Source organism: Lactobacillus sp. wkB8, assembly GCF_000761135.1.
Taxonomy (GTDB): Bacteria; Bacillota; Bacilli; order Lactobacillales; family Lactobacillaceae; genus Lactobacillus; species Lactobacillus helsingborgensis.
Map to the genome: position 1 here is coordinate 1,110,483 of NZ_CP009531.1, position 23,693 is coordinate 1,134,175.

At 37.4% G+C, this 23,693-nt stretch carries 20 protein-coding genes; all 20 read right to left on the bottom strand.

Going from position 1 to position 23,693, the window contains the following annotated elements:
• Positions 1 to 5: 5 nt before the first annotated feature.
• Positions 6 to 1,148, bottom strand: a complete 1,143-nt coding sequence (gene dnaJ / locus LACWKB8_RS05185; protein ID WP_038522932.1) for a molecular chaperone DnaJ — start codon at positions 1,146 to 1,148, stop codon at positions 6 to 8.
• An 80-nt stretch (positions 1,149 to 1,228) separates the two neighbouring features.
• Complete coding sequence (dnaK, locus tag LACWKB8_RS05190; protein ID WP_038522935.1) at positions 1,229 to 3,091, bottom strand: molecular chaperone DnaK; 1,863 nt, start codon at positions 3,089 to 3,091, stop codon at positions 1,229 to 1,231.
• A gap of 18 nt (positions 3,092 to 3,109) precedes the next feature.
• Positions 3,110 to 3,697, bottom strand: a complete 588-nt coding sequence (grpE, locus tag LACWKB8_RS05195; protein ID WP_038522939.1) for a nucleotide exchange factor GrpE — start codon at positions 3,695 to 3,697, stop codon at positions 3,110 to 3,112.
• A 12-nt stretch (positions 3,698 to 3,709) separates the two neighbouring features.
• The gene (gene hrcA / locus LACWKB8_RS05200) at positions 3,710 to 4,759 is read right to left on the bottom strand and encodes a heat-inducible transcriptional repressor HrcA (RefSeq protein WP_038522942.1); all 1,050 of its coding nucleotides are present in this window, start codon (positions 4,757 to 4,759) and stop codon (positions 3,710 to 3,712) included.
• 135 nt (positions 4,760 to 4,894) lie between these two features.
• Positions 4,895 to 5,827: a riboflavin biosynthesis protein RibF gene (ribF, locus tag LACWKB8_RS05205; RefSeq protein WP_038522944.1), complete on the bottom strand. Its 933-nt coding sequence runs from the start codon at positions 5,825 to 5,827 to the stop codon at positions 4,895 to 4,897.
• An 18-nt stretch (positions 5,828 to 5,845) separates the two neighbouring features.
• On the bottom strand, positions 5,846 to 6,739 hold the full coding sequence (truB, locus tag LACWKB8_RS05210; RefSeq protein ID WP_038525010.1) for a tRNA pseudouridine(55) synthase TruB: 894 nt from the start codon (positions 6,737 to 6,739) through the stop codon (positions 5,846 to 5,848).
• Between the two features lie 44 nt (positions 6,740 to 6,783).
• Entirely contained in the window at positions 6,784 to 7,146 is a 363-nt protein-coding gene (locus tag LACWKB8_RS05215; protein WP_038522947.1) for a ribosome-binding factor A, read from the bottom strand.
• Between the two features lie 20 nt (positions 7,147 to 7,166).
• Positions 7,167 to 9,803 carry a translation initiation factor IF-2 gene (gene infB, locus LACWKB8_RS05220; RefSeq protein WP_038522950.1) on the bottom strand — a complete coding sequence of 879 codons (2,637 nt, stop codon included), beginning with the start codon at positions 9,801 to 9,803 and terminating at the stop codon, positions 7,167 to 7,169.
• A 4-nt stretch (positions 9,804 to 9,807) separates the two neighbouring features.
• The gene (locus LACWKB8_RS05225; protein ID WP_038522953.1) at positions 9,808 to 10,119 is read right to left on the bottom strand and encodes a ribosomal L7Ae/L30e/S12e/Gadd45 family protein; all 312 of its coding nucleotides are present in this window, start codon (positions 10,117 to 10,119) and stop codon (positions 9,808 to 9,810) included.
• A 2-nt stretch (positions 10,120 to 10,121) separates the two neighbouring features.
• Positions 10,122 to 10,418 carry an RNase P modulator RnpM gene (gene rnpM, locus LACWKB8_RS05230; protein WP_109918474.1) on the bottom strand — a complete coding sequence of 99 codons (297 nt, stop codon included), beginning with the start codon at positions 10,416 to 10,418 and terminating at the stop codon, positions 10,122 to 10,124.
• 17 nt (positions 10,419 to 10,435) lie between these two features.
• Positions 10,436 to 11,680, bottom strand: coding sequence for a transcription termination factor NusA (nusA, locus tag LACWKB8_RS05235; RefSeq protein ID WP_052059659.1), 1,245 nt, complete (start codon positions 11,678 to 11,680; stop codon positions 10,436 to 10,438).
• Between the two features lie 18 nt (positions 11,681 to 11,698).
• The gene (gene rimP / locus LACWKB8_RS05240; protein ID WP_038522956.1) at positions 11,699 to 12,172 is read right to left on the bottom strand and encodes a ribosome maturation factor RimP; all 474 of its coding nucleotides are present in this window, start codon (positions 12,170 to 12,172) and stop codon (positions 11,699 to 11,701) included.
• A 105-nt stretch (positions 12,173 to 12,277) separates the two neighbouring features.
• Positions 12,278 to 16,585, bottom strand: a complete 4,308-nt coding sequence (locus tag LACWKB8_RS05245; protein ID WP_038522959.1) for a PolC-type DNA polymerase III — start codon at positions 16,583 to 16,585, stop codon at positions 12,278 to 12,280.
• Between the two features lie 5 nt (positions 16,586 to 16,590).
• Positions 16,591 to 18,291 carry a proline--tRNA ligase gene (locus LACWKB8_RS05250; RefSeq protein WP_038522961.1) on the bottom strand — a complete coding sequence of 567 codons (1,701 nt, stop codon included), beginning with the start codon at positions 18,289 to 18,291 and terminating at the stop codon, positions 16,591 to 16,593.
• Positions 18,292 to 18,317: 26 nt separating this feature from the next.
• Positions 18,318 to 19,574: an RIP metalloprotease RseP gene (gene rseP / locus LACWKB8_RS05255; protein WP_038522964.1), complete on the bottom strand. Its 1,257-nt coding sequence runs from the start codon at positions 19,572 to 19,574 to the stop codon at positions 18,318 to 18,320.
• A gap of 10 nt (positions 19,575 to 19,584) precedes the next feature.
• Complete coding sequence (locus LACWKB8_RS05260) at positions 19,585 to 20,382, bottom strand: phosphatidate cytidylyltransferase (RefSeq protein WP_038522967.1); 798 nt, start codon at positions 20,380 to 20,382, stop codon at positions 19,585 to 19,587.
• Between the two features lie 8 nt (positions 20,383 to 20,390).
• Positions 20,391 to 21,125, bottom strand: coding sequence for an isoprenyl transferase (locus tag LACWKB8_RS05265; protein WP_038522970.1), 735 nt, complete (start codon positions 21,123 to 21,125; stop codon positions 20,391 to 20,393).
• 4 nt (positions 21,126 to 21,129) lie between these two features.
• Positions 21,130 to 21,687, bottom strand: a complete 558-nt coding sequence (frr, locus tag LACWKB8_RS05270; RefSeq protein ID WP_038522972.1) for a ribosome recycling factor — start codon at positions 21,685 to 21,687, stop codon at positions 21,130 to 21,132.
• Positions 21,680 to 22,414, bottom strand: a complete 735-nt coding sequence (gene pyrH / locus LACWKB8_RS05275) for a UMP kinase (RefSeq protein WP_038522975.1) — start codon at positions 22,412 to 22,414, stop codon at positions 21,680 to 21,682. The genes frr and pyrH overlap by 8 nt, the downstream gene beginning before the upstream one ends.
• Positions 22,415 to 22,585: 171 nt before the next feature.
• Positions 22,586 to 23,497 carry an ROK family protein gene (locus LACWKB8_RS05280; RefSeq protein ID WP_038522978.1) on the bottom strand — a complete coding sequence of 304 codons (912 nt, stop codon included), beginning with the start codon at positions 23,495 to 23,497 and terminating at the stop codon, positions 22,586 to 22,588.
• Positions 23,498 to 23,693 lie beyond the last annotated feature (196 nt).

Here is a 23,693-nt window from a genome sequence, read left to right on the forward strand (position 1 = left end):
TCTTATTACTGTAATTTTTCTTTTAATCTTTCAAAAAAGCCTTTTTCCTGAGGGGTAATTGAGCCTCCTCCAGCTTTAACAAATTCAACTAAAGCCTGCTTTTGTTTTTCGTTAATTGATTTTGGTATTTGTACCTGAACAGTAGTAATTTGATCGCCATTACCACTGCCGCGCAAATAAGGAACACCTTCGCCATGCAAAGTAAATTCTTTATTCGGCTGAGTACCAGCAGGAATTTTTAACTTTTTATCTCCATGGACAGTTTTGACATTTATTTCATCGCCTAATGTTGCCTGTGCAAATGAAATTGGCACTGTGGTATAAATTGTCGTTCCTTTACGTTCGAATTCTTTTGAAGGTTTAATGCAGTAACTGATATAAAGGTCACCATAAGGCCCGCCATTTTTACCAGCTTCGCCTTGGCCATCATAACGTAATTGCTGACCGTTATCAATTCCAGCTGGAATATTAACTTCAATGGTATTTTTACCATCAATTACTCCATTACCATGACAGGTTTGACAAGGATGTTCAATAATTACACCTCGACCATGACACTTATCACATACAGTTTGGCGCCGAATTACACCTAGCATCGACTTCTGCGTAACAGTCATATAGCCACTACCATTACACTTATCGCAAGTTATTGGGTGTGTGCCTTTTTCTGCCCCATTCCCTTTGCAAGTTGGGCAAGTTTCACTGCGAGTGTATGAAACCTGCGTCTTTTTGCCGGTAATAGCATCCATGAAATCAATTGTCAGAGTATAGTCTAAATCTTCACCACGTGTTGGTGCTGTTGGATTAGCACGACGCTGGTTAGCTCCTGTTGCGCCACCGAAGAAATCATTAAAAATATCACCAAAGTCGCCGAAGCCGCCAAAATCACTATATCCTTGGCCCGCACCACCAAAGCCGCCTTGACCATTGACTCCTGCAGAACCAAATTGATCATATTGGGCTTTCTTTTGTTTATCGTGTAAGACTTCGTAGGCTTCATTAACCTCTTTATATTTTTCTTCCGCACCCGGTTCGTGATTTAAGTCGGGGTGATATTTTTTGGCAAGTTTACGATAAGCAGAGGTAATTTCTTTATCACTGGCATTACGATCAACACCAAGCACGCTATAGTAATCTTCTTGTGCCATCTATAAGCTCCTTAACTTTACAAAAGAAAAGAACTACTTTTCCTGGCAGTTCTTTTCTAATTTATTCAATTATAAACCCTTTACTTATCTGGGTCTACCTTATGAAACTCGCCTTCGCCTGCGGAACCGCTACCTGAATTGCCATCTTGTGAACCAGGATTTTGGGGACCTGCTTGCGGACCGGCTTGACCTTGTGCACCTTGAGCCCCACCATTAGCTTGGTACAATTTGACTGCTAGGTCTTGAGCAACTTTGGATAATTCATCTTTCTTAGACTTCATTTCATCCAAATTGTTGTCTTTTTGTGCCTTCTTCAAAGCATCAAGTGCATCCTGTACTTTCTTAGTGTCATCATCAGATACTTTACCTTTAACATCTTTGAGAGTCTTTTCAGTGGAGAAGATTAATTGATCAACTTCGTTACGTAAGTCAACTTCTTCTTTCTTCTTCTTATCCTCTTCAGCATGTTCTTCAGCTTCTTTTTGCATCTTCTTAATTTCTTCATCGGATAAACCGGATGAACTCTTGATAGTAATCTTTTGTTCTTTACCGGTTCCCATATCCTTAGCAGAAACATTAACGATACCGTTCTTGTCAATATCAAAAGTAACTTGAATTTGTGGCACACCACGAGGAGCTGCTGGAATATCAGTTAATTCGAAACGACCTAAAGTCTTGTCATCAGCAGCCATTGGACGCTCACCCTGCAATACGTGCACGTCAACAGCTGGTTGATTATCAGCAGCAGTAGAGAAGATTTGACTCTTGGAGGTTGGGATTGTCGTGTTCTTCTCAATTAACTTGGTAAATACACCACCCATAGTTTCAATACCAAGTGAAAGAGGAGTTACATCAAGTAAAACAACATCCTTAACGTCACCAGAAATGACGCCACCTTGAATAGCAGCACCCAAAGCAACAGCTTCGTCTGGGTTAATTGAGTGATCAGGTTCTTTACCAGCCCACTTCTTAACGGCATCTTGCACAGCTGGAATACGAGTGGAACCACCGTTTAAAATAACCTTGTCAATATCATTAACTGTTAATTCAGCATCTTTTAACGCATTATCAAACGGAATCTTAGTCTTTTCAACTAAGTCAGAAGTTAATTCATCAAATTTTGCCCTAGTTAAGTCAGCTTCAAGGTGTAATGGACCAGATTCACCAGCAGAAATGAATGGTAATGAAATATGAGTTGAAGATACACCAGAAAGATCTTTCTTAGCCTTTTCAGCAGCATCCTTTAACCTTTGTAAAGCCATTTTATCTTTAGAAAGGTCAACACCGTTTTCATCTTTAAAGTTCTTAATCAACCAATCAATAATCTTGTTATCGAAGTCGTCACCACCAAGGTGAGTATCACCATTAGTTGAAAGAACTTGGAACACACCGTCACCTAATTGCAAAACGGAAACATCAAAAGTCCCACCACCAAGGTCGTAAACTAAAACTTTTTCATCTTCAGCATCTTTGTCAAGACCGTAAGCAAGTGAAGATGCAGTAGGTTCGTTAATGATTCTCTTAACATCAAGGCCGGCAATTTTACCAGCATCCTTAGTAGCTTGACGTTGAGCGTCATTGAAGTATGCAGGAACTGTAATCACAGCTTCTGTTACTTTTTCACCTAAATAATCCTCAGAGAATTTCTTGATATACTGCAAGATCATTGCTGAAATTTCTTGCGGAGTGTACGCTTTATCTCCAATCTTCACCTTATAATCAGCTTCACCCATGTGGCGCTTAATTGAAGAAATAGTATTAGGATTGGTAATTGCTTGTCTCTTAGCAACTTCACCGACTTGGATTTCTCCATCCTTGAAAGCTACTACTGAAGGAGTTGTCCGATTTCCTTCTGGGTTAGTAATAATTTTTGGTTCCTTACCCTCAAGAACAGCAACCGCTGAGTTGGTAGTTCCGAGGTCAATTCCGATAACTTTTGACATTGATATGCTTCCTTTCAATTATTGTGCTACAACAACCATTGCTGGTCTTAAAGTACGATCTTTGTATAAATAACCTTTTTGCAAAACTCGCACAACATGATCTTTTTGATCGTCATTTTCAGCCACAACTGTTTGAACAGCTTGGTGTAAATTAGGATCAAATTTTACACCTTCAGCTGTAATTTCACTAATTCCGTGATCTTTCATCGCTTTAACCAGTGAATCAAGGGTCATTTGTACACCCTTTTTAAGTTGCTTTGATGCTTCGTCATCAACTTTGGTAGCTAAAGCTCTTTCTAAATTGTCCATTGCTGGCAGAACATCTTTGGCTAAAGACTGTGATTCATATTTAATAAGTTGTGCTCTCTCGTTATTATAACGATTTTGCATATTTTGCATTTCTGCTTGACTGCGCAAGAACTTATCTTCAAGATCATCTTTTTCCGCCTGTAACTTAGTCAATTTTTCTTTAATTTTTGTTTCTGAAGTTTCAGGCTTCGTTTTCTTGTTAGCCTCAGATTTTGAATCTGTTTTTGGTGACTGGGTTTTCTCAGAATGACGTTGATTTTCATCTACGTCTTTTTTGGTTTTTTCTTCCTTACTCAAGGCTAACCTCCTTTATTTAAATCTACCATAATATTCAAGCAACTTTTTTGCTAACTCGTTTCTAAAGTATTCAAGGAGTCCTATTACTTGTGAATATGGCATGTTATCAGGTCCAAGTAAAGCTATTATGCCTTTGCCATGTGAGCCGACACTGTACTCAGCTGTAAGCAGACTGTAATCTTTTAACAAGTCATTTGATAGTTCAGAGCCTAAACTTACTTTTACTGGATACCTATCACTTTTTAAACTTGCTTCATTATTCAAAATACTTGAAATCAAATCATTGTGCTCAATCAACTCATATAATGAACGTAAATTAGAAACATCGCTTAAAGAAATATTATTGAGCAAATTAATCTGACCATCAACGTACATTTGCTCACTAGCAGCATCGCTAATAACATCTTTTACCAATTCAATTAATTCGGCAACATGACTAACTTTAAGTTTTTTACCTAAAGTCTGTTCCAGAAATTCAGGTGTCACTTCACTTAAAGTTTTACCTGCTAATTCATCGTTAATCATTCGAACGGCACGTTCAATCTCATCACCATGAACATTATATGGTAACGTATAGACTTGATTATGAACATCACCGTCACTAGTTGCTAGAATGGCCATTATTTGTCTACTAAAAAGCGGGACTATTCTAAATCCTGAAATAGTTAAATCACTATTTTCGGGACCTTCCGCAAAAGCAGTGTAATTAGTCAAATCAGACAAAATTTTGGCAGCTTCCTGCACAATGTCATTTACCTGATGAAATGGCTGATCTAGCTGATTAATGATTCTCTTATAAACAGAAGAAGATATTTGTAAGGGCTCTACCAAGTTATCAAGGTAGTACCTGTACCCTTCAGTAGAAGGAACACGACCACTTGACAAATGGGTTTTTTCGATTAAGCCCTTTTCTTCTAAAACGGCCATTTCATTGCGAATTGTTGCGCTCGAAACTTTAATTGGCAATTGATTCATGACTGTTTTTGAACCAACAGGATCATGTGTCTGCGTGAAATCATTGATAATTGTTTTTAAAATTAATTCTTGACGTTCGGTCAACATAAATATCGCCCTCACTTTTAGCACTCAATCTTCTCAGGTGCTAACAATTATTATGATACTAGCTTTTAGCAGAATGTCAAGCTGAGTGCTAACTTTTTTATTAAAAACCGTTATCTTTTAAGTCTGATAATATAATTACTTATGATTTGCAAAATAATTTGTAATTTCTGACTCGTCCCGACTCATCTGCTCTTTTAATTCCTTCAAACTATCAAACTTAATTTCGCCACGGGTATACTTATACCATTTAATTAGCATTTCCTCATCATAAGCTTCTTGATCAAAACCAAATAAATTTGATTCAATATATAGTTTTTGACCATCATTGATAGTGACATTATAACCAACACTTGTCATAGAGTCATACCATTTCCCTCTAATTTTAGTTTTGGTGGCATAAACTCCTACTTTAGGGACTACTTTTTTGGGCTCCCAAATTAAATTAGCCGTTGGATAACCTAATTTATGACCATTGCGCAGTCCATGTCCAATATAGCCAGACATTAGATAAGGAAAACCTAATAATTTAGCTGCTAATTCCATTTCTCCAGCACTGATCGCCTTTTTTATTTCTGTTGAACCAATTTTTTCTCCGTCATAAGACTGTTTCGGAACATCAACTATAGCAAATCTGCCTTGAGCAAATTCAGGGAAGTTTTTCATATTGGCTATATTTTTGGGCCCATAGGTATAGTCAAAGCCGGCAACGACAGTATCAGTGCGCAATTTAACAATGATTTCGTCCACAAATTCTTGTGGCGTCAGCTGGCAAAATGCGTTATTAAAGTGCATTACTAATAAATAATCGACATCAAGCTTTTGCATTTTATATGCCTTTTCCGACAAGGTATCAATGTAGGTAACGTTTTTATTTTGATAAATTTCTTTGGGGTGGCGATCAAACGTCATCACAACAAGAGGTAAATGTTTTGCTTGTGCCTTTTTTTTAGCAGCTTTTATTATTTCTTGGTGTCCCCGATGAACGCCGTCGAAAAAACCCAAAGCAAGAACTATTTTCTGGGGGAAGATATTTTTCTTAATGGGATATGTTAAATGGATTATTTCCATAATAAGACCTTCATTCACTTATTCATTTTGTAAAAGCATTAAATAAGGGCGATACATGGTACCATCTTTCTGATAAATTGCCTTAACGCTATTATTGTACCGTAATGCCACCTTTTTTGCATTCGTTTTCAAGTAAATAGCAGCGCCATTTTTGACCTTAGTCCAATCCGTTTCACTGAGATCAGAGTGACTATAGTCCTTGAAAAAAGCATCTAATGGCTGAATAAATTCAGTGACGTGTTCAGGATGCTCAATTATTGTAGACAATTTAACTGCCTGCTCCAAAGCAAAACCCGAACTTGCTGTACGTCTTAAAGTCTTCATCACTGCTGGTACACCCAGCTTAGTTCCCAGATCATTAACTAATGACCTTACATACGTCCCCTTACTACATTCTATTTGAAAACTAAAAGTTTCTTGTCCTTTTTCGTCATCAAAAAATGGTTCCCGTTCAAGTTCATAATTAGTGATATGCACTTTTCTCTTAGGTCGCTCAACACTTATGCCGGCTCTGGCATATTCATAGAGATGTTTCCCATTCACTCTCACCGCAGAGTAGATTGGTGGCACTTGCTCGATTTCTCCGATAAATTCCTGCATTGCTTTTTTAATTTCCGTTGCCGCAATTTTTTGATTGAGTTTCTGAGAGCTTAATATTTTCCCACTAGTGTCGCAACTATCTGTAGAAAATCCTAAAATTCCTTGCCCAACATATTTTTTATTTTGTTGATGCATTAGTTCAATCAATTTTGTAGCCTGACCAATTGCAATAGGCAATACACCTGTGACATCTGGATCAAGAGTCCCAGCATGACCAATTTTTTTAATGTGCAACACCTTGCGTAAATGATAGACAACATCTGCACTCGTCATTCCCTGATCTTTATCTATCACTAAAATACCGTTTATCATTATATTTACCTTAACCATGAAAAAAGCGCCCAACAGCGCTTTTCTTACTTATTACGATTTGCATCCTGCTTTTTTACTTCAGCGATCAATTGATCAATTTTACTACCGTATTTAACCGAATTATCTCTTTTAAAAATCAGCTCTGGAACTTTGTAAACAGTTAGGACTTGACCTAAAAGGTGTCTCATCATTCCTTTAGCCTTATTCAATCCGGCAGCAGCTTCTTCTTCTTTTTTAGAATCTTCTGTAAGAATGCTGTAGTAGACAGTAGCGTAGGACAGATCATTAGTACATTCAACCGCTGTGATTGTAACATCATTAACTCGTGGATCACGAATATTTTTGCGCAAAATTTTCGTTAATTCACGGAGGATTTCTCCTTCAACACGACCAATTCTGTGTTTCATGTTTTTCCTCCTAGTTAATCTTACTCAGGTTTAACTTCCTGCTTTTCAACCGCTTCTAATTCATCACCAATTTTAATATCATTATAGTTCTCAATGGTTAGACCACAGTCAAAACCTTGTTTGACAATTTTGGCGTCATCTTTAAACCGTTTTAGAGAAGCTACTTTACCAGTATAGATAACTACACCGTCACGAATTAGGTTTACAGTAGAATCCTTAGAAACATAGCCTGAGTCCACAAAAGCACCGGCAATTGTTCCTACTTTAGAAACCTTCCAAGTTTCGCGTACTGTCAGATTACCGACAACCTTATCTTCATAAGTTGGCTCAAGCATACCCTTCATGGCAGCCTTGACATCATCAATAGCTTTATAAATTATACTGTAAAGGCGAATATCAACGCCATCGGCTTCTGCTTGTGACTTGGCAGTAGCTGTAGGTCTGACGTTAAAGCCGATGATGAACGCATTCGAGGCACCTGCTAAAGTAACATCTGATTCGTTAACCGCACCAACGCCGGCATGAATAATATTAACGCGGACGCCTTCAACTTCGATCTTTTCAAGTGACTGTTGTAGTGCTTCAGCTGAACCCTGTACGTCAGCCTTTAAGACAACGTCAACTTCCTTCATGTTTTCTTTCTTCATGGTGTCAAACAAGTTATCAAGGGTAACATGCTGCACATTTTCACGGGATTGTTGTAATGCCTGCTGTGCCCTTTGTTCACCGACACTTCTTGCAGTCTTTTCATCGTCAAACACTACAATTTTATCAGCTGATTCAGGCACATCGTTCAAACCAGTAATTTCCACTGGCATTGAAGGGGTAGCTTTTTCAACTTGGCGTCCGCGATCATTAGTCATCACTCTGACACGACCAAAGCGATTACCGACAACAATAGGATCACCTACTTTTAGAGTTCCTTGTTGAACCAAAAGGTCAGCAACAGGTCCCCGACCACGAGAAAGTCGTGCTTCAATAACTGTTCCGATTGCTTTTTGTTTAGGATCGGCTTGCAATTCCATAACGTCTGCTTGCAATAAGATCATTTGCAGCAATTCATCAACATTTTCACCTGTTTTAGCAGAGATATTGACAAAAATAGTGTCTCCACCATAACTTTCAGGAATTAAATTGTATTTCATCAACTGTTCAGTGACATGCTCTGGATTAGCGCCAGGAACATCCATCTTGTTGATTGCAACAATAATTGGTACCTTGGCACTTTTAGCGTGATCAATTGCTTCAATAGTTTGTGGCATTACACCGTCATCAGCTGCAACAACCAATACCACAATATCAGTTATTTCAGCACCACGTTCACGCATGTTTGAGAATGCAGCATGTCCTGGAGTATCTAAAAATGTAATAGGTTGGTTATCAACTCTTACTTGATAAGCACCAATTTTTTGAGTGATACCACCTGCTTCATGTGCAGAAACGTGCGTATGACGCAAACGATCAAGTAAAGTAGTCTTACCATGGTCAACGTGGCCCATAATCGTAACTACAGGTGGACGTTTGGTCTGGTGTTTAGATTCCTTAGAAGCAGCCATTCTCTTATCATAAAGAGTATCAATATCTGAAATATCTTCATGAACTTTTTCTTTTGCATTAATATTGTATTCAGCTGCTACTAATTCAATCGCATCTTTATCAAGTGATTGATTTTGATTTGTCATCACTCCCAACATAAATAGTTTTTTAACTATTTCAGCTGGCTCCCGGTGCAATATCTTTCCTAGATCTTGGGCATTCATCCCTACTTCATAAACTAGCGTTTCTGGTAAAGGACGTTCTTTTCTTTGCGTAGGCTGCTTTTTAGGAACTTGTTCAAACTGCTTTTTCTTATTCTTACGCTTATGTTTCTCTTGGTGCTTAGTATAGTTGTTTGCACCATAAGCTTGATTTCTACCCTTTCTGCCAGGTTTACCAGAATTGCGACCATGACCATTACCACGACGCTTTTCTTCTTTTGCTGGTTCAGGAGCTGCATTAGTATCTAACACTTTTTCTTTATGAACAGTATTATTATCTTGCTGCTTCTTCATTCTTGCTGGAGAAGGTTTGATAATTTTAGGACCTGTCACTTTAGGAGTGGTAGTTTCTGATTTGACAACTTTATTTTCTTTTTCGGGCTTTGAAACAGTTTTTCTGCCTTCATTGCTGGTCTTTTTATTCTGCTCATTACTATAAGATTTTTGAGCTTTTTCAGTTTGACGGTTTAACGTATTTTCTTCAACTCGCTGTTTTTGTTTTAGTTGTTTAAGCAGGTCTTGTGCGACCGGCTTAGAGGCTTTTTGGCTAGGGTTTGATCGTTGTTTATTGCGGTCTTGCCCCTGCCTTGTCCGGTTATTTGCTCTATGCTGATTATTTCTTCTATTATTTCTGTTGCCATTATTTTCTTCATGCTTTTTTTCATTTTTGCGTATTGAGGTAACAGAAATTTTAATCTTACTACTCTTTTTTGCAGGTTTTTCTTGCTTTTTCGCGGGAGCGGAGCTACGGAAACTACCCTTTATTTGATTTACCTGTGAATCTTCAAGTGATGACATATGATTTTTAACATCGAAACCAAGTTGTTTAGCTTTATTAACGACAGTTTTATTATCGATGCCTAATTCTTTTGCCAATTCATAAATTCTTGTTTTAGTCATCAAATCACACTCCTTCATTAATTTTTTGTAATAATGCTTTGCAGAAACCGATGTCAGTTATTCCTAAAACCTTACGTTTTTTACCAATTGCTTGTGAAATTTCCGTACTATTAAATTCTGTAATAACAGAAACTTCATATTTTTGAGCCAAATTAGTAATTTTCTTGCTTGTGTCAGTTTGAATGTCTTGAGCGAGAATAACCAGTTTAACTTTTGCGGCTTTAACACCCATTGAAACAACTTCAAAGCCGGAAACTAATTTACCAGCTTTTTGACTTAATCCCAGCAAATTTAATGCTTTTTGTCTATTTTGCAAATTTAATTATCACCAAACAATTCTTTCCTAGCTTTTTGATGATCAACGTATGAATATAGCTCATCATAAAATTCTGCTGGAATCTTAGTTCCTAAACTACGTTCAATAAGTCCTTTTTCTTGAGCATTTTTTATTTGATCAGGATCTAGAGAAACATAAGCTCCACGACCCGGTTTCTTACCAGTTGGATCAACCGAGACATTTTTCTCTTTGTCAACTACGATGCGTACCAATTCTTTTTTTGGTTGCATAGTATCTGTTAACAGATCTTTTCTCATCGGAATTTTTCTCTTTTTCAAAAAGCTCACCTCTTATGCTAATCTTCAGTAGAATCTACTGTTTCCTCATCTGTGGCTTCTTCATGTTCATCCGGAACTTCTGCTTCTTCAGATGTCAATTCTTCATTAGTATTTTCATCATCTACAGCATCATCTTGTACTTCAGGTGAAACAGTATCATCAGTGGTAGAATTCTCAGCTTCCTTGTTCTCCTCTTCTGCTTGGGCACTGCTTTCATCAACAAATTCCACTTCAGACTCAGGTCTGATATCAATTTTATAACCAGTTAATCTAGCTGCCAAACGAACGTTTTGACCTTTTTTGCCAATTGCCAGCGATAATTGATAATCCGGAACAATGACTAAAGCACTCTTTTCATCATCTTCATCTCCAAATTGCACAGCAATTACTTCCGCAGGATTAAGTGCATTGGCAATATAGTCAGACGGATCTTCTTCATATTTGACTACATCAATATTTTCACCGTCAAGTTCGTTTACAACATTTTGTACCCGCGCTCCTCTTTGACCAACACAGGTACCGACAGGATCAATATTAGGGTCATTAGATTTTACCGCAATTTTAGTTCTGTCTCCAGCTTCACGAGCAATCGAAACTATTTCAACCGTGCCATCATATATTTCAGGCACTTCTTGTTCAAACAGTCTCTTGACCATATCCGGTGCAGTCCGTGAAACCGTAATTTGCGCACCCTTAGAATCAGAACCAACGTGGGTTACCAATACACGAATTTGATCTTGAGGATTATAAATTTCACCGGGCATTTGATCATTTCGAGGCATTACTGCTTCAACATTACCAATTTTAACATAAACGAAACGATTATCACGTCTTTCAACAGTACCTGTAATTAATTCGTCTTCATATTGAGAATATTCATCAATGATATGATTTCTTTCAGCTTCTCGCAAATGTTGCATGATAACTTGTTTAGCAGTCTGTGCAGCTATCCGGCCAAAGTTTTTAGGTGCGACTTCGAATCTAATTTTATCACCAAGTTCATAAGCCCTATTGATGGTTAAAGCATCCTTTAAACTAATCTCCAATCGTTCGTCATGAACTTCTTCAACGACAGTTTTTTCGGTCATTAACTTAAAGTCGCCTCTGCGCTCATCAAACTCAACTATCACATTAGTAGCTTGATTATAATTTTTCTTATATGCCGCTACCAGCGCTGCTTTGATGGCCTCAACAATCACATCCTGTTTGATACCTTTTGTCTTTTCTAAAGTAGCAAACGCCTCAAGCATTTCTTTAGACATAAATTTTAATCAACCTTTCTAAAACTCAATTGCAAATCTAATATTCGCAATTAATTTACGGGGAAGCGATAAAACTTTTTTCCTAGTTTTAACTTTAACAACAAGTTCGATTTCGCTGTCAGTGAATGACTTTAAAGTTCCCTCATATTCTTTTTGTTTTTCAACTTTCTGGTAAAGATTGACATGAACATATTGATTTAGAGCCTTTTGCCAATCGGCTGCAGTTTTTATTGGTCTTTCAATACCAGGAGATGATAATTCCAATACGTATGGATCTGGAAAAGGATCTGGTTGCAGCTGGTCGAGTTTAGCTGAAATTAATTCACTTAAGGCTGCAATTTCATCCATATCAATGCCATTCTCACGGTCAACGTAAATTCTTAAATAGTTTTGACCTTTTTCATTAACGTATTCAGTATCCACAAGTTCATCATTGCGCTGTGCAATAATTGGTCTTATTTCATCAAGAACAAAATCTTTAACTTTCGCCAAGTACTTTCCTCCGTAATAAAAAGAGTGAGCAAAACTGCTCACTCCGAATTATCTATTCGAACTTCTTTATCAAAGTATATCACATTTATATTATTACTGCAAAACTTAAAAGAGTGAAAGCTGATTTTGTTCCGGCATTCCTGCCAATACTTCATTTTCTTCCAAATAATCCATAATTGTTTGAGACACTTTACCCCGGTTTGCCAGGTCTTCTTTTGACAAGAACTTTTGCTCAGTTCTGGCAGCGACTATTTGTTTTGCAGCATTATTGCCTAGTCCAGGGACGGCATTGAACGGTGCCAAAATTGTATGCTGATCAATTATTTTAAAATTAGTGGCTTCAGACTGATTAATATCAACCATTTTAATTTTAATTCCGCGCTCTAGGCATTCGTTAGCAATCTCAAGGACTGTGAGTAAACTTTTATCTTTTGCTGAGGCATCATTACCCTGATTTTGAATATCAGCCATTGCCTTTTTAACAGTATTTTTACCATGACTCATAGCCACCAAGTCGAACAAGTCAGCCCGAACTGAAAAATAAGCTGTGTAATAAATTTCAGGATAATAAACTTTAAACCAAGCAATTCTTAAAGCCATTAAAATGTAGGCAGTAGCGTGTGCCTTAGGAAACATATATTTAATTTTCAGACATGATGGAATATACCAATCAGGTATTTTATCATTTTGCTTCAAAATAGCCATGTCATCGTCACTAATTCCGCGACCATGACGTACCGATTCCATTGTGGAAAAAGCTACTTCGGGTTTAACACCCCAGTGAATTAAGTCCATCATGATATTGTCCCTACAACCAATAACATCCTTCAGTTTGCAAGTACCATTATTGACTAATTCTTCAGCGTTTCCCAGCCAAACATCAGTACCATGTGATAGTCCAGAAATCTGCAGTAATTCTGAAAAAGTAGTCGGCTTAGTTTCTTCCAGCATGCCCCGGACAAATCTAGTACCAAATTCCGGCACACCTAATGTTCCAGTTTCTGACTGAATTTGTTCTGGCGTTACGCCGAGAATTTTAGGACTAGAAAAGAGTGACATCACTCCCGGATCATCAGGTGGGATAGTTAACGGATCAACTCCAGAAAGATCTTGCAACATTCTAATCATAGTAGGATCATCATGACCTAAAATATCAAATTTTAGAATGTTATCATGGATTGAATGAAAGTCAAAGTGTGTTGTCAGCCATGCAGCATTTACATCATCTGCAGGATACTGAACAGGCGTAAAATCATAGATATCCATATCATCTGGAACTACAACAATACCAGCCGGGTGTTGTCCAGTTGTGCGTTTGACACCGCTGACACCAGCTGCAAGTCGGTCTAATTCAGCTCCACGCAAATTTAATTCTTTCTCATCATCATAATGCTTAGCATAACCATAGGCAGTTTTATCGGCTACTGTAGCTATTGTGCCGGCACGATACGAGTTTGCCGGACCAAACATTACGCGAATAAAGTTATGAGCTACCGGTTGATAGTCACCAGAGAAATTCAAATCAATATCAGGAACCTTATCACCATGAAAGCCTAAAAATGTAGCAAAAGGAATATCTTGTCCGTCTTTAACCAACTTTGCGCCACAGTCAGGACATTTTTTATCAGGTAAGTCATAACCTGAACCATATTCACCATTTTCAAAAAATTGGGAATACTGACATTGCGGACAACGATAATGTGGTGGTAATGGATTGACCTCAGTAATACCAGACATTGTCGCAACCAAACTGGAACCGACAGAACCCCGTGAACCAACCAAGTAACCATCTTTATTTGATTTAGCTACCAACCGCTGTGAAATTAAATAAATGACAGCGTAGCCATTGGAAATAATGGAATTAAGTTCCATATCAAGCCGATCTTGCACGATTTTAGGCAAAGGATCACCATATAGTTCATGTGCTTTATCGTATGTCAAATGCTTCATTTCTTCATCAGCATTATCAATATGCGGTGGGTAAAGTCCATCTTTTATCGGTGAAATTTCTTCAATAGACGCCGCAATTTTATTAGGATTAGTGATGACAATTTCTTTTGCCGCTTCTTCACCTAAAAAACTAAACGCGTCAAGCATTTCCTGAGTGGTATAGAAATGCATATCAGGCTGCTTTTTATTACGATCTGGATTACTGCGTTGAGCCGAAATTAAGATTGTCCGGTAAATAGCATCGTGTTCTTCAACATAGTGTGCATCCCCAGTGGCAACAACAGGTTTATTCAGTTCTTTTCCGAGTTTATAGATATTGGTTAAAATTTCTTCCAGCTCTTTTTCATCGGCAATTAAATGATCTTCAATCATAATAGAATAATTAGCTGGTGGCTGTATTTCTAAATAATCGTAAAAACGGGCTTTTTTCCGAGCTTCATCATAACCTTTCTGCATCATTGCCACGAAAACATCGCCTTCTGAGCAACCAGAACCATAGAGCAGACCATCGTGGTTTTTTACCAACTCAGATTTAGGTGTGCGCGGAATGCGGTAAAAATCTTTGGTACTGGCAATTGAAACCAAACGGTACATATTCTTTAAACCAGCCTGATTTTTAGCCAGAATGGTCATATGCTGTGGACGTGCCCTCTTAAACACTTGACCATGAGCAGCATAATCATTCATTTTGCCTAAATCATCTTCATGGTATTTTTTGTTAAAAGCATCTAAAAGCTTAAACATTAAATATCCTGTTGCTTCCGCATCTTGATTAGCTCTATGGTGATGCTCAAGGACAACATTATACTTTTTAGCAAGGGAATCTAATGTATGTCTTGTCTGTTCCGGATGAAGCAAACGTGATACTTCCAATGTATCAACCACAGGCTGGGTAATTTCTGCTAGGTGAGATCGTCTCAAGGCTGCGTTAACAAAGCCCACGTCAAACTGGACATTATGCCCGCAAAGAGGACGATCGCCATAGAAATCCTGAAATTGCTTAATTACTACAGCTTCATCATCAGCTGCTCCTACCATTTCATCAGTAATTGAAGTCAAATTAATAGTTTGTTCGCTTAACGGGTGATGCGGATTGATAAACTTATCAAACCTTTCTAACACTTCTCCGTTTTTCATTTTTACGGCGCCGATTTCAATAATTGTATCGTAAACAGATGAAAGCCCAGTAGTCTCAACGTCAAAAATAACAAATTCACGATCTTTGTATGTCATCGAAGCTGGATTAATAACCAACAAAGCGTGATCATCAATCATATTTGCTTCTAGGCCGTAAATTATTTTTATGCCATTTTTTTTGCCTGCATTATATGCTTCTGGAAAAGCTTGCACGTCCGCATGATCAGTTATAGCTATTGCTTTTTGACCAAACTTTTTAGCCGCTAAGACAAAATCCGTGGCAGTATTCGTAGCATCGAGTTGGCTCATATTTGTATGTAAGTGCAACTCAACTCTTTTTTCATCACCCTGAAATTTTTCAGTCCTACCAATATGCTTTACCACTTCAAATGACGAAATGTTAAATACAATATCATGGCTATACTGGTCCTGTGACGCAGAACCCTGCATTTTGGCCCATGTTCCTGGCTTCACATCACGCATGCTTTGGATCTGCTCATCATCAGAAATAAATTTTTTAAATGAAATTGAGTCAGTATAATCTGTTATTTCTCCAGTAAAAAGTAGTGAGCCGGTTTTAAGTTCACGACTGGAAATGTTAAAAATATTGCCTTCAATAACTACATTTCTACTTCCGTCTGTAACTTCTTTTATTTGAGAAACAGGTATACTTTCATCTAGCTTACGATTACCGTAACGGGTCTTTTTGGTTGGAAAAGAAGTAGGAGCAGGTTTTTCCTGAGGGGGTGCAGCATCATATTTTTCCTGCATATTCTGTTCATGCTGCTGCTGCAATTTTTGCAAACTGGCTAAATTATTTTGTGAATTCTCTTCGTCTACTTTTGTCACAAATTTTAAGTTAAAAAAGCCAAAATTTCTCATTTCTTCAGCTAATTGGTCAAGCATTCCTTGTTCCAACAAGCCGTCAACAATTAGATTGTCAACAGGAATGACCCAGCGACCATTTTCTTTTTCTGGTTTATGACTTGAAATAAATTCACGCGCTACCTGCTGCAATGCGTTAGAGTTTTGTACAGCAAACTGCCAGTAATCAGTTAAGTAGTCATCTGACCCATCTTGAGAACGCACAAATAAACGAGTATTGACAAATGAGGAAAAATTGGCTGTTATTGCCTTATTTAAAGCATTATAAGTTTCAAATTTTAACGGTGTAGTAAAAAGAACATGGATATCCCACCTGTGTTCTTTAGCGTAAACATCCACGTTCTCAATTTCGCCTTTTTGCAGTAAATCATTATCTGCAAATTCTTGCGGAAACTTTATCTGCTGCAATAACCTTAAAAATAGTTTATTTTTATCAGTCACGAAAATTACCTTAACTCTTTATTAATAAAATCGTCCAATTCGGACAATGTCATTTCTGTAGCTTTATCTTCAGTAGGCTTTTTAACCTCGACTACTCCTTCACTGGCTTTTTTACCAACCGTTACTCTCACTGGAGCACCTAGTAAATCAGCATCAGCAAATTTGACGCCTGCTCGTTCATTGCGATCATCATATAATACATCATACTTAGCACTATATTTTTCTTCAAGTTTTTGAGCTAAAGAAGTTTGATCATCATCTTTCATTTTCATTTGCACAATATGCAAATCAAATGGAGCAATTTCTTTTGGCCAAGCAATACCATTTGGGGTCAAATGTTGTTCAATAACAGCAGACAAAACTCTGGTAACGCCTATCCCGTATGAACCCATAATAACTGGTTGCGATTTGCCATTTTGATCCAAAAAGTTAGCGCCCATAGCTTTAGTGTAATAGGTTCCCAGTTTAAAAATGTGTCCTACTTCAATAGTAGTTGTGAATTTTAATGGTAAATGATCAATTGGATCTGGTTCACCTTCATTAGCAACACGAATATCTCCGAATAGGTCTGGAGTAAAATCACGGTTTAAATTCACATTTTTAATTTGGTAACCAGATTTATTTGCGCCTACAACAACATTATATAGATTTTTAACAGTATTATCTGCTACTACTTTATCAGCCCAATCAGCTTTAATTGGACCAACGCTGCCTTTACCAACGCCAGTTATGTTTGCTAATTCTTCATCGGTAGCAATTCTTAGTGAATCAACATCAAGTAAATGCTTTAATTTTACTTCATTGACCTCTTTATCACCACGAATCAAGACTAGGATGTTTTCTTTTTCATTAGCAACATAAAGCACACTCTTAACAATTCTAGTTGCTGGAATATTTAAAAATTTAACCAAGTCTGCGATACTCTCTTGTCCAGGAGTTGCAACTTCTGCTAATTGACCCGGTTCCTCTTTTTCTTGCTTGAACGTGTCAATACTGCATGCCATTTCCAAATTGGCTGAATAGGTACCAGTCTCGTTGGTCGCAATAGTATCCTCACCAATTGCTGCGGGAGCCTGGAACTCAGTTGAGTTCTTGCCTCCCATAGTGCCGGAATCGGCTATTACAGGAGTAACCTTTAAGCCGCAACGCTCAAAAGCGGCCGTAAAAGCTTTTTTCTCATCATCAAATTGCTGATCAAGCTGTTCTTTAGTAGCAGCAAAGCTGTAAGCATCAAGCATGATAAATTCACGCGATCTTAATAAACCAAAACGCGGTCTATTTTCATCTCTAAATTTAGATTGAATTTGGAAAAGAGCAATAGGCATTTGCTTATAGCTTTTTAAATCTTTAGCAACAATATCAGTAAATGTTTCTTCATGGGTTGGCCCAAGCAGACTTTGACGACCATGTCTGTCCTTCAATTTAAACATTTCAGGACCATACTTTTGCCATCTGCCTGATTCTTCCCATAGGGTAGCGGGTAATAAATTTGGCATTGCCATTTCGGGCACATTAATCTTTGCCATTTCTTCCCGCATTATTTGCTCGGCTTTACTTAGTACTCTGTAGCCTAAAGGCAAATAAGCATAAACTCCAGCTGTAACCTGACGAACATAGCCGCCCCGGAGCATAAGTTTATGACTTTCAGCTACAGCATCTGCTGGTGCTTCTTTTAAAGTCGGCATAAATAATTTAGATTGTCGCATTAAATTTCTCTCCCAAATTAATATTTTTATTTAATAAAGTAGCGATAGATGTCGTTACCCGTAACTGCAATAATTAGAATAAGTAGTAAGCCGAAGCCAATTAATTCAACCATTGCTTCGTGATTTTCAGAAATTGGTTTACCTCTGAAAATTTCTATAATGTTCAGTAAAAACTTGCCGCCGTCAAGACCTGGTATTGGAATTAAATTGACAATACCCAAGTTAATTGAAATCATAGCTAAGAAAGCCAGAATATAGGTAAAACCCATTTGTGACACTTGCGAAGTCTGTGAATAAATTCCTACTGGTCCGGAGAGTTTATTTAAACTGAAATGTCTAAAAAGCCCTCCAACTGCCTGAAAAATCAGACCAGTAGTCGAAACCGCTGTATCCCAGCCACGCTTAAACTTTGCACTTATTCTTTCATCACCTTTGGCTCCAATACCAATTTGATAAACTTTTTGTCCTTGAACTTCAACAGGATTTGGCTTTAAGGATACCGTCTTTTTTTGTGCATCTTTAGTTAACGTAACGGTCACTTTTTTCCCTTTGCTGTTATTGATTGCTGTAGAAACTTGGGCAAAAGAATTTATTTTATGACCATTAACTGCTTTTATTTGTGAACCGGGTTCAATTTGGGCATTTGCAGCCGGTGAATTGGGCAAAACTTCCGCAATTGTAGTAGTTGCTGGACCCGGCACTGTAAAAGTCCAAATCAGAAAAACTACAAATCCCAAAATAATATTCATTAAGGGACCAGCAACATTGGTTGCCAGTTTTTGCCAAACATTTGCTTCTTGGAATTGCGTATCTCTGGGTGCAATAATCAATTCCGTTTTAGATTGGTCAATAATGGTGGCATCATGGTTGACATGATAAGTGACCAGCTTATCTTCTTCACCATTTTCATATCCGGAAATTAATAGTGCATCCATCAGATCAACTTTAGTAATTTGCAAAGGAATGCCAGCAATAGGTACATCTGATTCGGATGCATCAATTCTAACTACTTCTTTTTGCTGATTAAGTTGCAAAACTACTCTCATACCGGGAGCTAAAGTTGTGTCATCATCTTTACTTGCCAAACGCACATAACCTCCTAAAGGAAGCCAGCGGATGGTATATGTAGTAGGATTGCGTCGAACTTGAAAAAGTTTAGGACCCATGCCGATAGAAAATTCACGCACTAAAATACCGCATTTCTTTGCGACAATAAAATGCCCAAATTCATGTACAAAGACCAATATTCCAAATACAACTAAAAAGATAAGTATACCTTTCACAAGAACCCTCCTAGTGTATGATTCCTAGTAAAGCTGCAAATACGGGTAAAACAAATAGCATACTATCGAAGCGATCCAAAATACCACCGTGACCAGGCAAGATTTTGCCAGAGTCTTTAACACCATAATAGCGTTTATAGGCGGACTCAACTAAATCGCCCATTTGTCCTACAATTGACAAAACAAATGCAAAAATTATCATTTCAACTTGTGGATGGTGCAAGTCAACAAAGTAAACATAAATTGCGGCACAAATTACGGCACAAACTGTACCTCCGATTGATCCTTCCCAAGTTTTGTTGGGACTAATAACAGGCCATAGTTTATGTTTACCTATTTTACGTCCAATCATGTAAGCACCGGTATCAGTCAACCAAACAACTACAAAAACGTAGCAAAGTAGCGCAAGTCCATTATTGGCATTTCTAATGCCTGCCATGTAATGAAAACCCGTACCAACATATAGTGAGCCTAACGTATAAACAGCTACGTCATCAAATGAAGTATTATTCTTGGTTAAAACTGTCCAAGTCAGCATCAACATGATGAGAGCAAAATAGATGCCGTATTTAGTCCAATGAAATGGCAGTGAGTTAATAAAACTATCAGGTACTGCCCAGGTTATTGTCGCTAATAAAGCTAATAAAAAGTTTACTGAAACTAATATTTGCTTTTTCATTAAAAAGAATTCACTAATTCCTACGGCTGCAAAAGCAACAGTGAGCCAGTCCATCCAGAGCCCGCCCATAACGACAATAGGAATAAATAATATTAAAGCAATTACTGCTGTGATCACACGTTGTTTCATAAAATTACCTAACTATCTGATTCATCAACTTTACCAAAACGGCGATGACGGTTTTGAAAGTCCTCAACCAATTTTACCAAATCTTCCTTGGTAAAATCCGGCCAATTTTTCTCGCTAAAAGCTAACTCAGAATATGCCAATTGCCAAAGCATGAAATTGGAAATTCTTTGTTCACCCGAGGTTCTAATGAGCAAATCTGGATCACTATATTGCCCAAGACTTGCTGTCATTAATCTTTGAGAAATCATTTTTTCATCAATATCGGCAGCAGAAATTGAACCTGTCGCAACTAAAGTAGCTAGCTCTTTAACAGCCGTCGTAATTTCTCTTCTTGAGCCGTAATTAAACGCAAAGTTTAAAACAAGTCCGCTGTTATTAGCAGTTTCAGCCATCGCTCTTTGCACAACATCATAAGTTTTAGATGGCAATTCATTCAAATAACCCATAATGTTGACTTTGACATTTTCCTTCATCAATGTAGGCATAAATTTATCAAAAAAACGTACAGGTAAATTCATGAGATAAGCTACTTCTTCTTTTGGCCTGGCCCAATTTTCAGTGGAAAATGCGTATAAAGATAAAACCTTTATTCCCAGTTCATTAGCTGCCAAAGTAATTCTTTTAACATTATTCATGCCTTCATAATGACCTGCAATGCGTTTCTTGCCTTGCCTAGTAGCCCAGCGACCATTGCCATCCATAATGATAGCCAAATGGTTCAATTGATTCTTTTTTTCTGCCATCTAATCAGCCTTGAGTAATTTCCTTACGTTTTTCCTCTGCAAGCTTGTCAATCTTTTTGGTTGCATCATCAGTAACCTTTTGTACTTGCTTTTCCAGATTACGTTGCTCATCTTCAGTTATTTCATCGTCTTTTTGCTGTTTTTTCAAGCTCGTCATTGCATCACGACGAACATTTCTAATAGCTATCTTGCCTTCTTCAGCCAATTTATTTACTTCTTTAGCAATTTCTTGGCGTCTTTCACCAGTCAATTGCGGAATTACCAACCTAATAACTTTGCCATCATTTGCTGGTGTTAAACCTAGGTTAGATGCTAACAGAGCATGTTCAATATTATCAAGACTATTTTGATCATAGGGTGTAATTAGTAAAACCCTTGGTTCAGGAATAGTCACACTAGACATTTGAGTTAACGGTGTCGGTGCACCATAATAGTCAACTTTAACACCTTCAAGCAAGGCAGCATTAGCTACACCAGCTCTAATAGAGCTCAGGTTTTTCTCAAAGACGGTAATCGACTTTTTCATGTTTTCCTGAGCTTTTTTGATTGCATCATTATTCATTATTTTTTTCTCCTCCAATCATTGTGCCGATATTCTCACCCATGACAACCTTCTTAATATTGCCTTCAGTATTAACATTGAAAACAATCAGCGGTATGTTTGTATCCATTGAAAGTGAGCTGGCGGTTCTATCCATGACTTTTAAGTTTTTAGAGATAATATCTAATTGGGAAAGTTCACTGTACTTTTTAGCATTAGGGTCAATCTTTGGATCAGCAGAGTAAACTCCATCAACTCCATTCTTGGCCATTAAAATTACATCTGCCCCGATTTCAGCTGCTCTTAAAGCTGCTGTAGTATCAGTTGAGAAATAAGGGTTTCCGGTTCCTCCACCCATAATCACCACTCGTCCTTTTTCCAAGTGACGAATAGCTTTTCTTCTAATGTATGGCTCAGCAATCTGTCTCATTTCAATAGAAGTTTGTAATCTAGTAGGGACACCAATATGCTCAAGACCATCTTGAAGGGCTAAACCATTCATTATTGTGGCAAGCATACCCATATAATCTGCTTGTGAGCGTTCCATACCTAGTTTGGCACCAGTCTCTCCGCGCCACATGTTACCGCCTCCGCAAACGATACCGATGTCAACGCCTAAATCATGCACCGACTTGATTTCTTTTGCCAGATGCCCAATTACAGTAGGACTAATGCCAGTTCCTTCATCCCCAGCTAAAGCTTCACCAGAAATTTTCAAAACTACTCGCTTATATTTAACTTTAGTCATGACAACCTCCTCTATTAACTTTAGTTATTCTACCATATAAAGACTGCAAATGTGGACTTAGAAATAAAAGAGAGAGATTTCTTAAAAAAGACTTTTGCTAAATCATGAAAGAGCAGTAAAAAATCCTGAGGTGATTTAACTTCAGGATTAATTTTTAATAAAAGAGAAATATTAATATTTATTCTCTTTATTAATTTGTAGCAGTAAATTATAAAGAGAACCGTACAAATTCGATTCATTTCTAAAATGAGCAGAAACAATGCTTGGCTTAGTCAATGTACTGCCAATTATCGGATTATATTCGTTTACTAATTTGTCATACGCTTTATTGATACCATTGATTAAAAGCGGCTGAGCGCTAATTCCGCCACCAATAGCTACTTTATTAATATCAACCACAGTTTGCATATTAAGGATCAGAACGGCAATTTTAAAACAATAATCATGGAAAATTGCAACAGCTTCCGGAACGCCTTCTTTTATAACTTCAAAGGCATGTAATCCATCATTTTCATCTTGATAATTAACTTTTTGATTAACGGCTTTAACAAATTTGACTGCCGAGCCATTAACTCCAAGCGCTCCTTGCATATCTCTAGGAAGAGAAAGGTTGCTAATCATAAAACTCAATTCTCCAGCCTGATAATGCGTACCGCGCAAAAGATGTCCGTTAATTATTATACCGCCACCAACACCTGTTCCTAAAGTGATAGCGGCACAGTTAGTCTCATCTTTCAAACTTCCGAGCCAATTTTCAGCCAAAACGCTGGCTTTTCCATCATTAATCACCGCTACAGGAATGTGGAATTTCCTGCCATAGATTTCCGCAAAATCAATCCCATCTAAAAAAGGTAGTGAACCACCAAATCTAATCTTGGTATTTTCAATCTTGCCCGGGGAACAAAAAGCTATGCCTTTTACTTCATCTATATGGTTTTTTACAATTTGATCTACATCGCTTAAAAATTGTTCTTTGTTTTGCTTAGTTGGTATCTTACTCTTTTTTATAATATTACCAGCAGAGTTTAAGACAGCAAATTTGATTTCGGTACCACCAATATCAACAGTTAAATAATTTCTCATATATCCCTTGTAATTCCTTATCTAAAAAGCTCAATGCATTTTTGCAGCAGCAATAAAAATTATATTTTAAAAAAGTATAAATTCCAACCCCCTAATTTTGAAAATGAGATTATCAAAAAATAATTGAATAAGCTTCTTTACTTCTATCATATTTTTTAAAATAATAAATGCAAGACTTAGTATTAAATAAGGATCT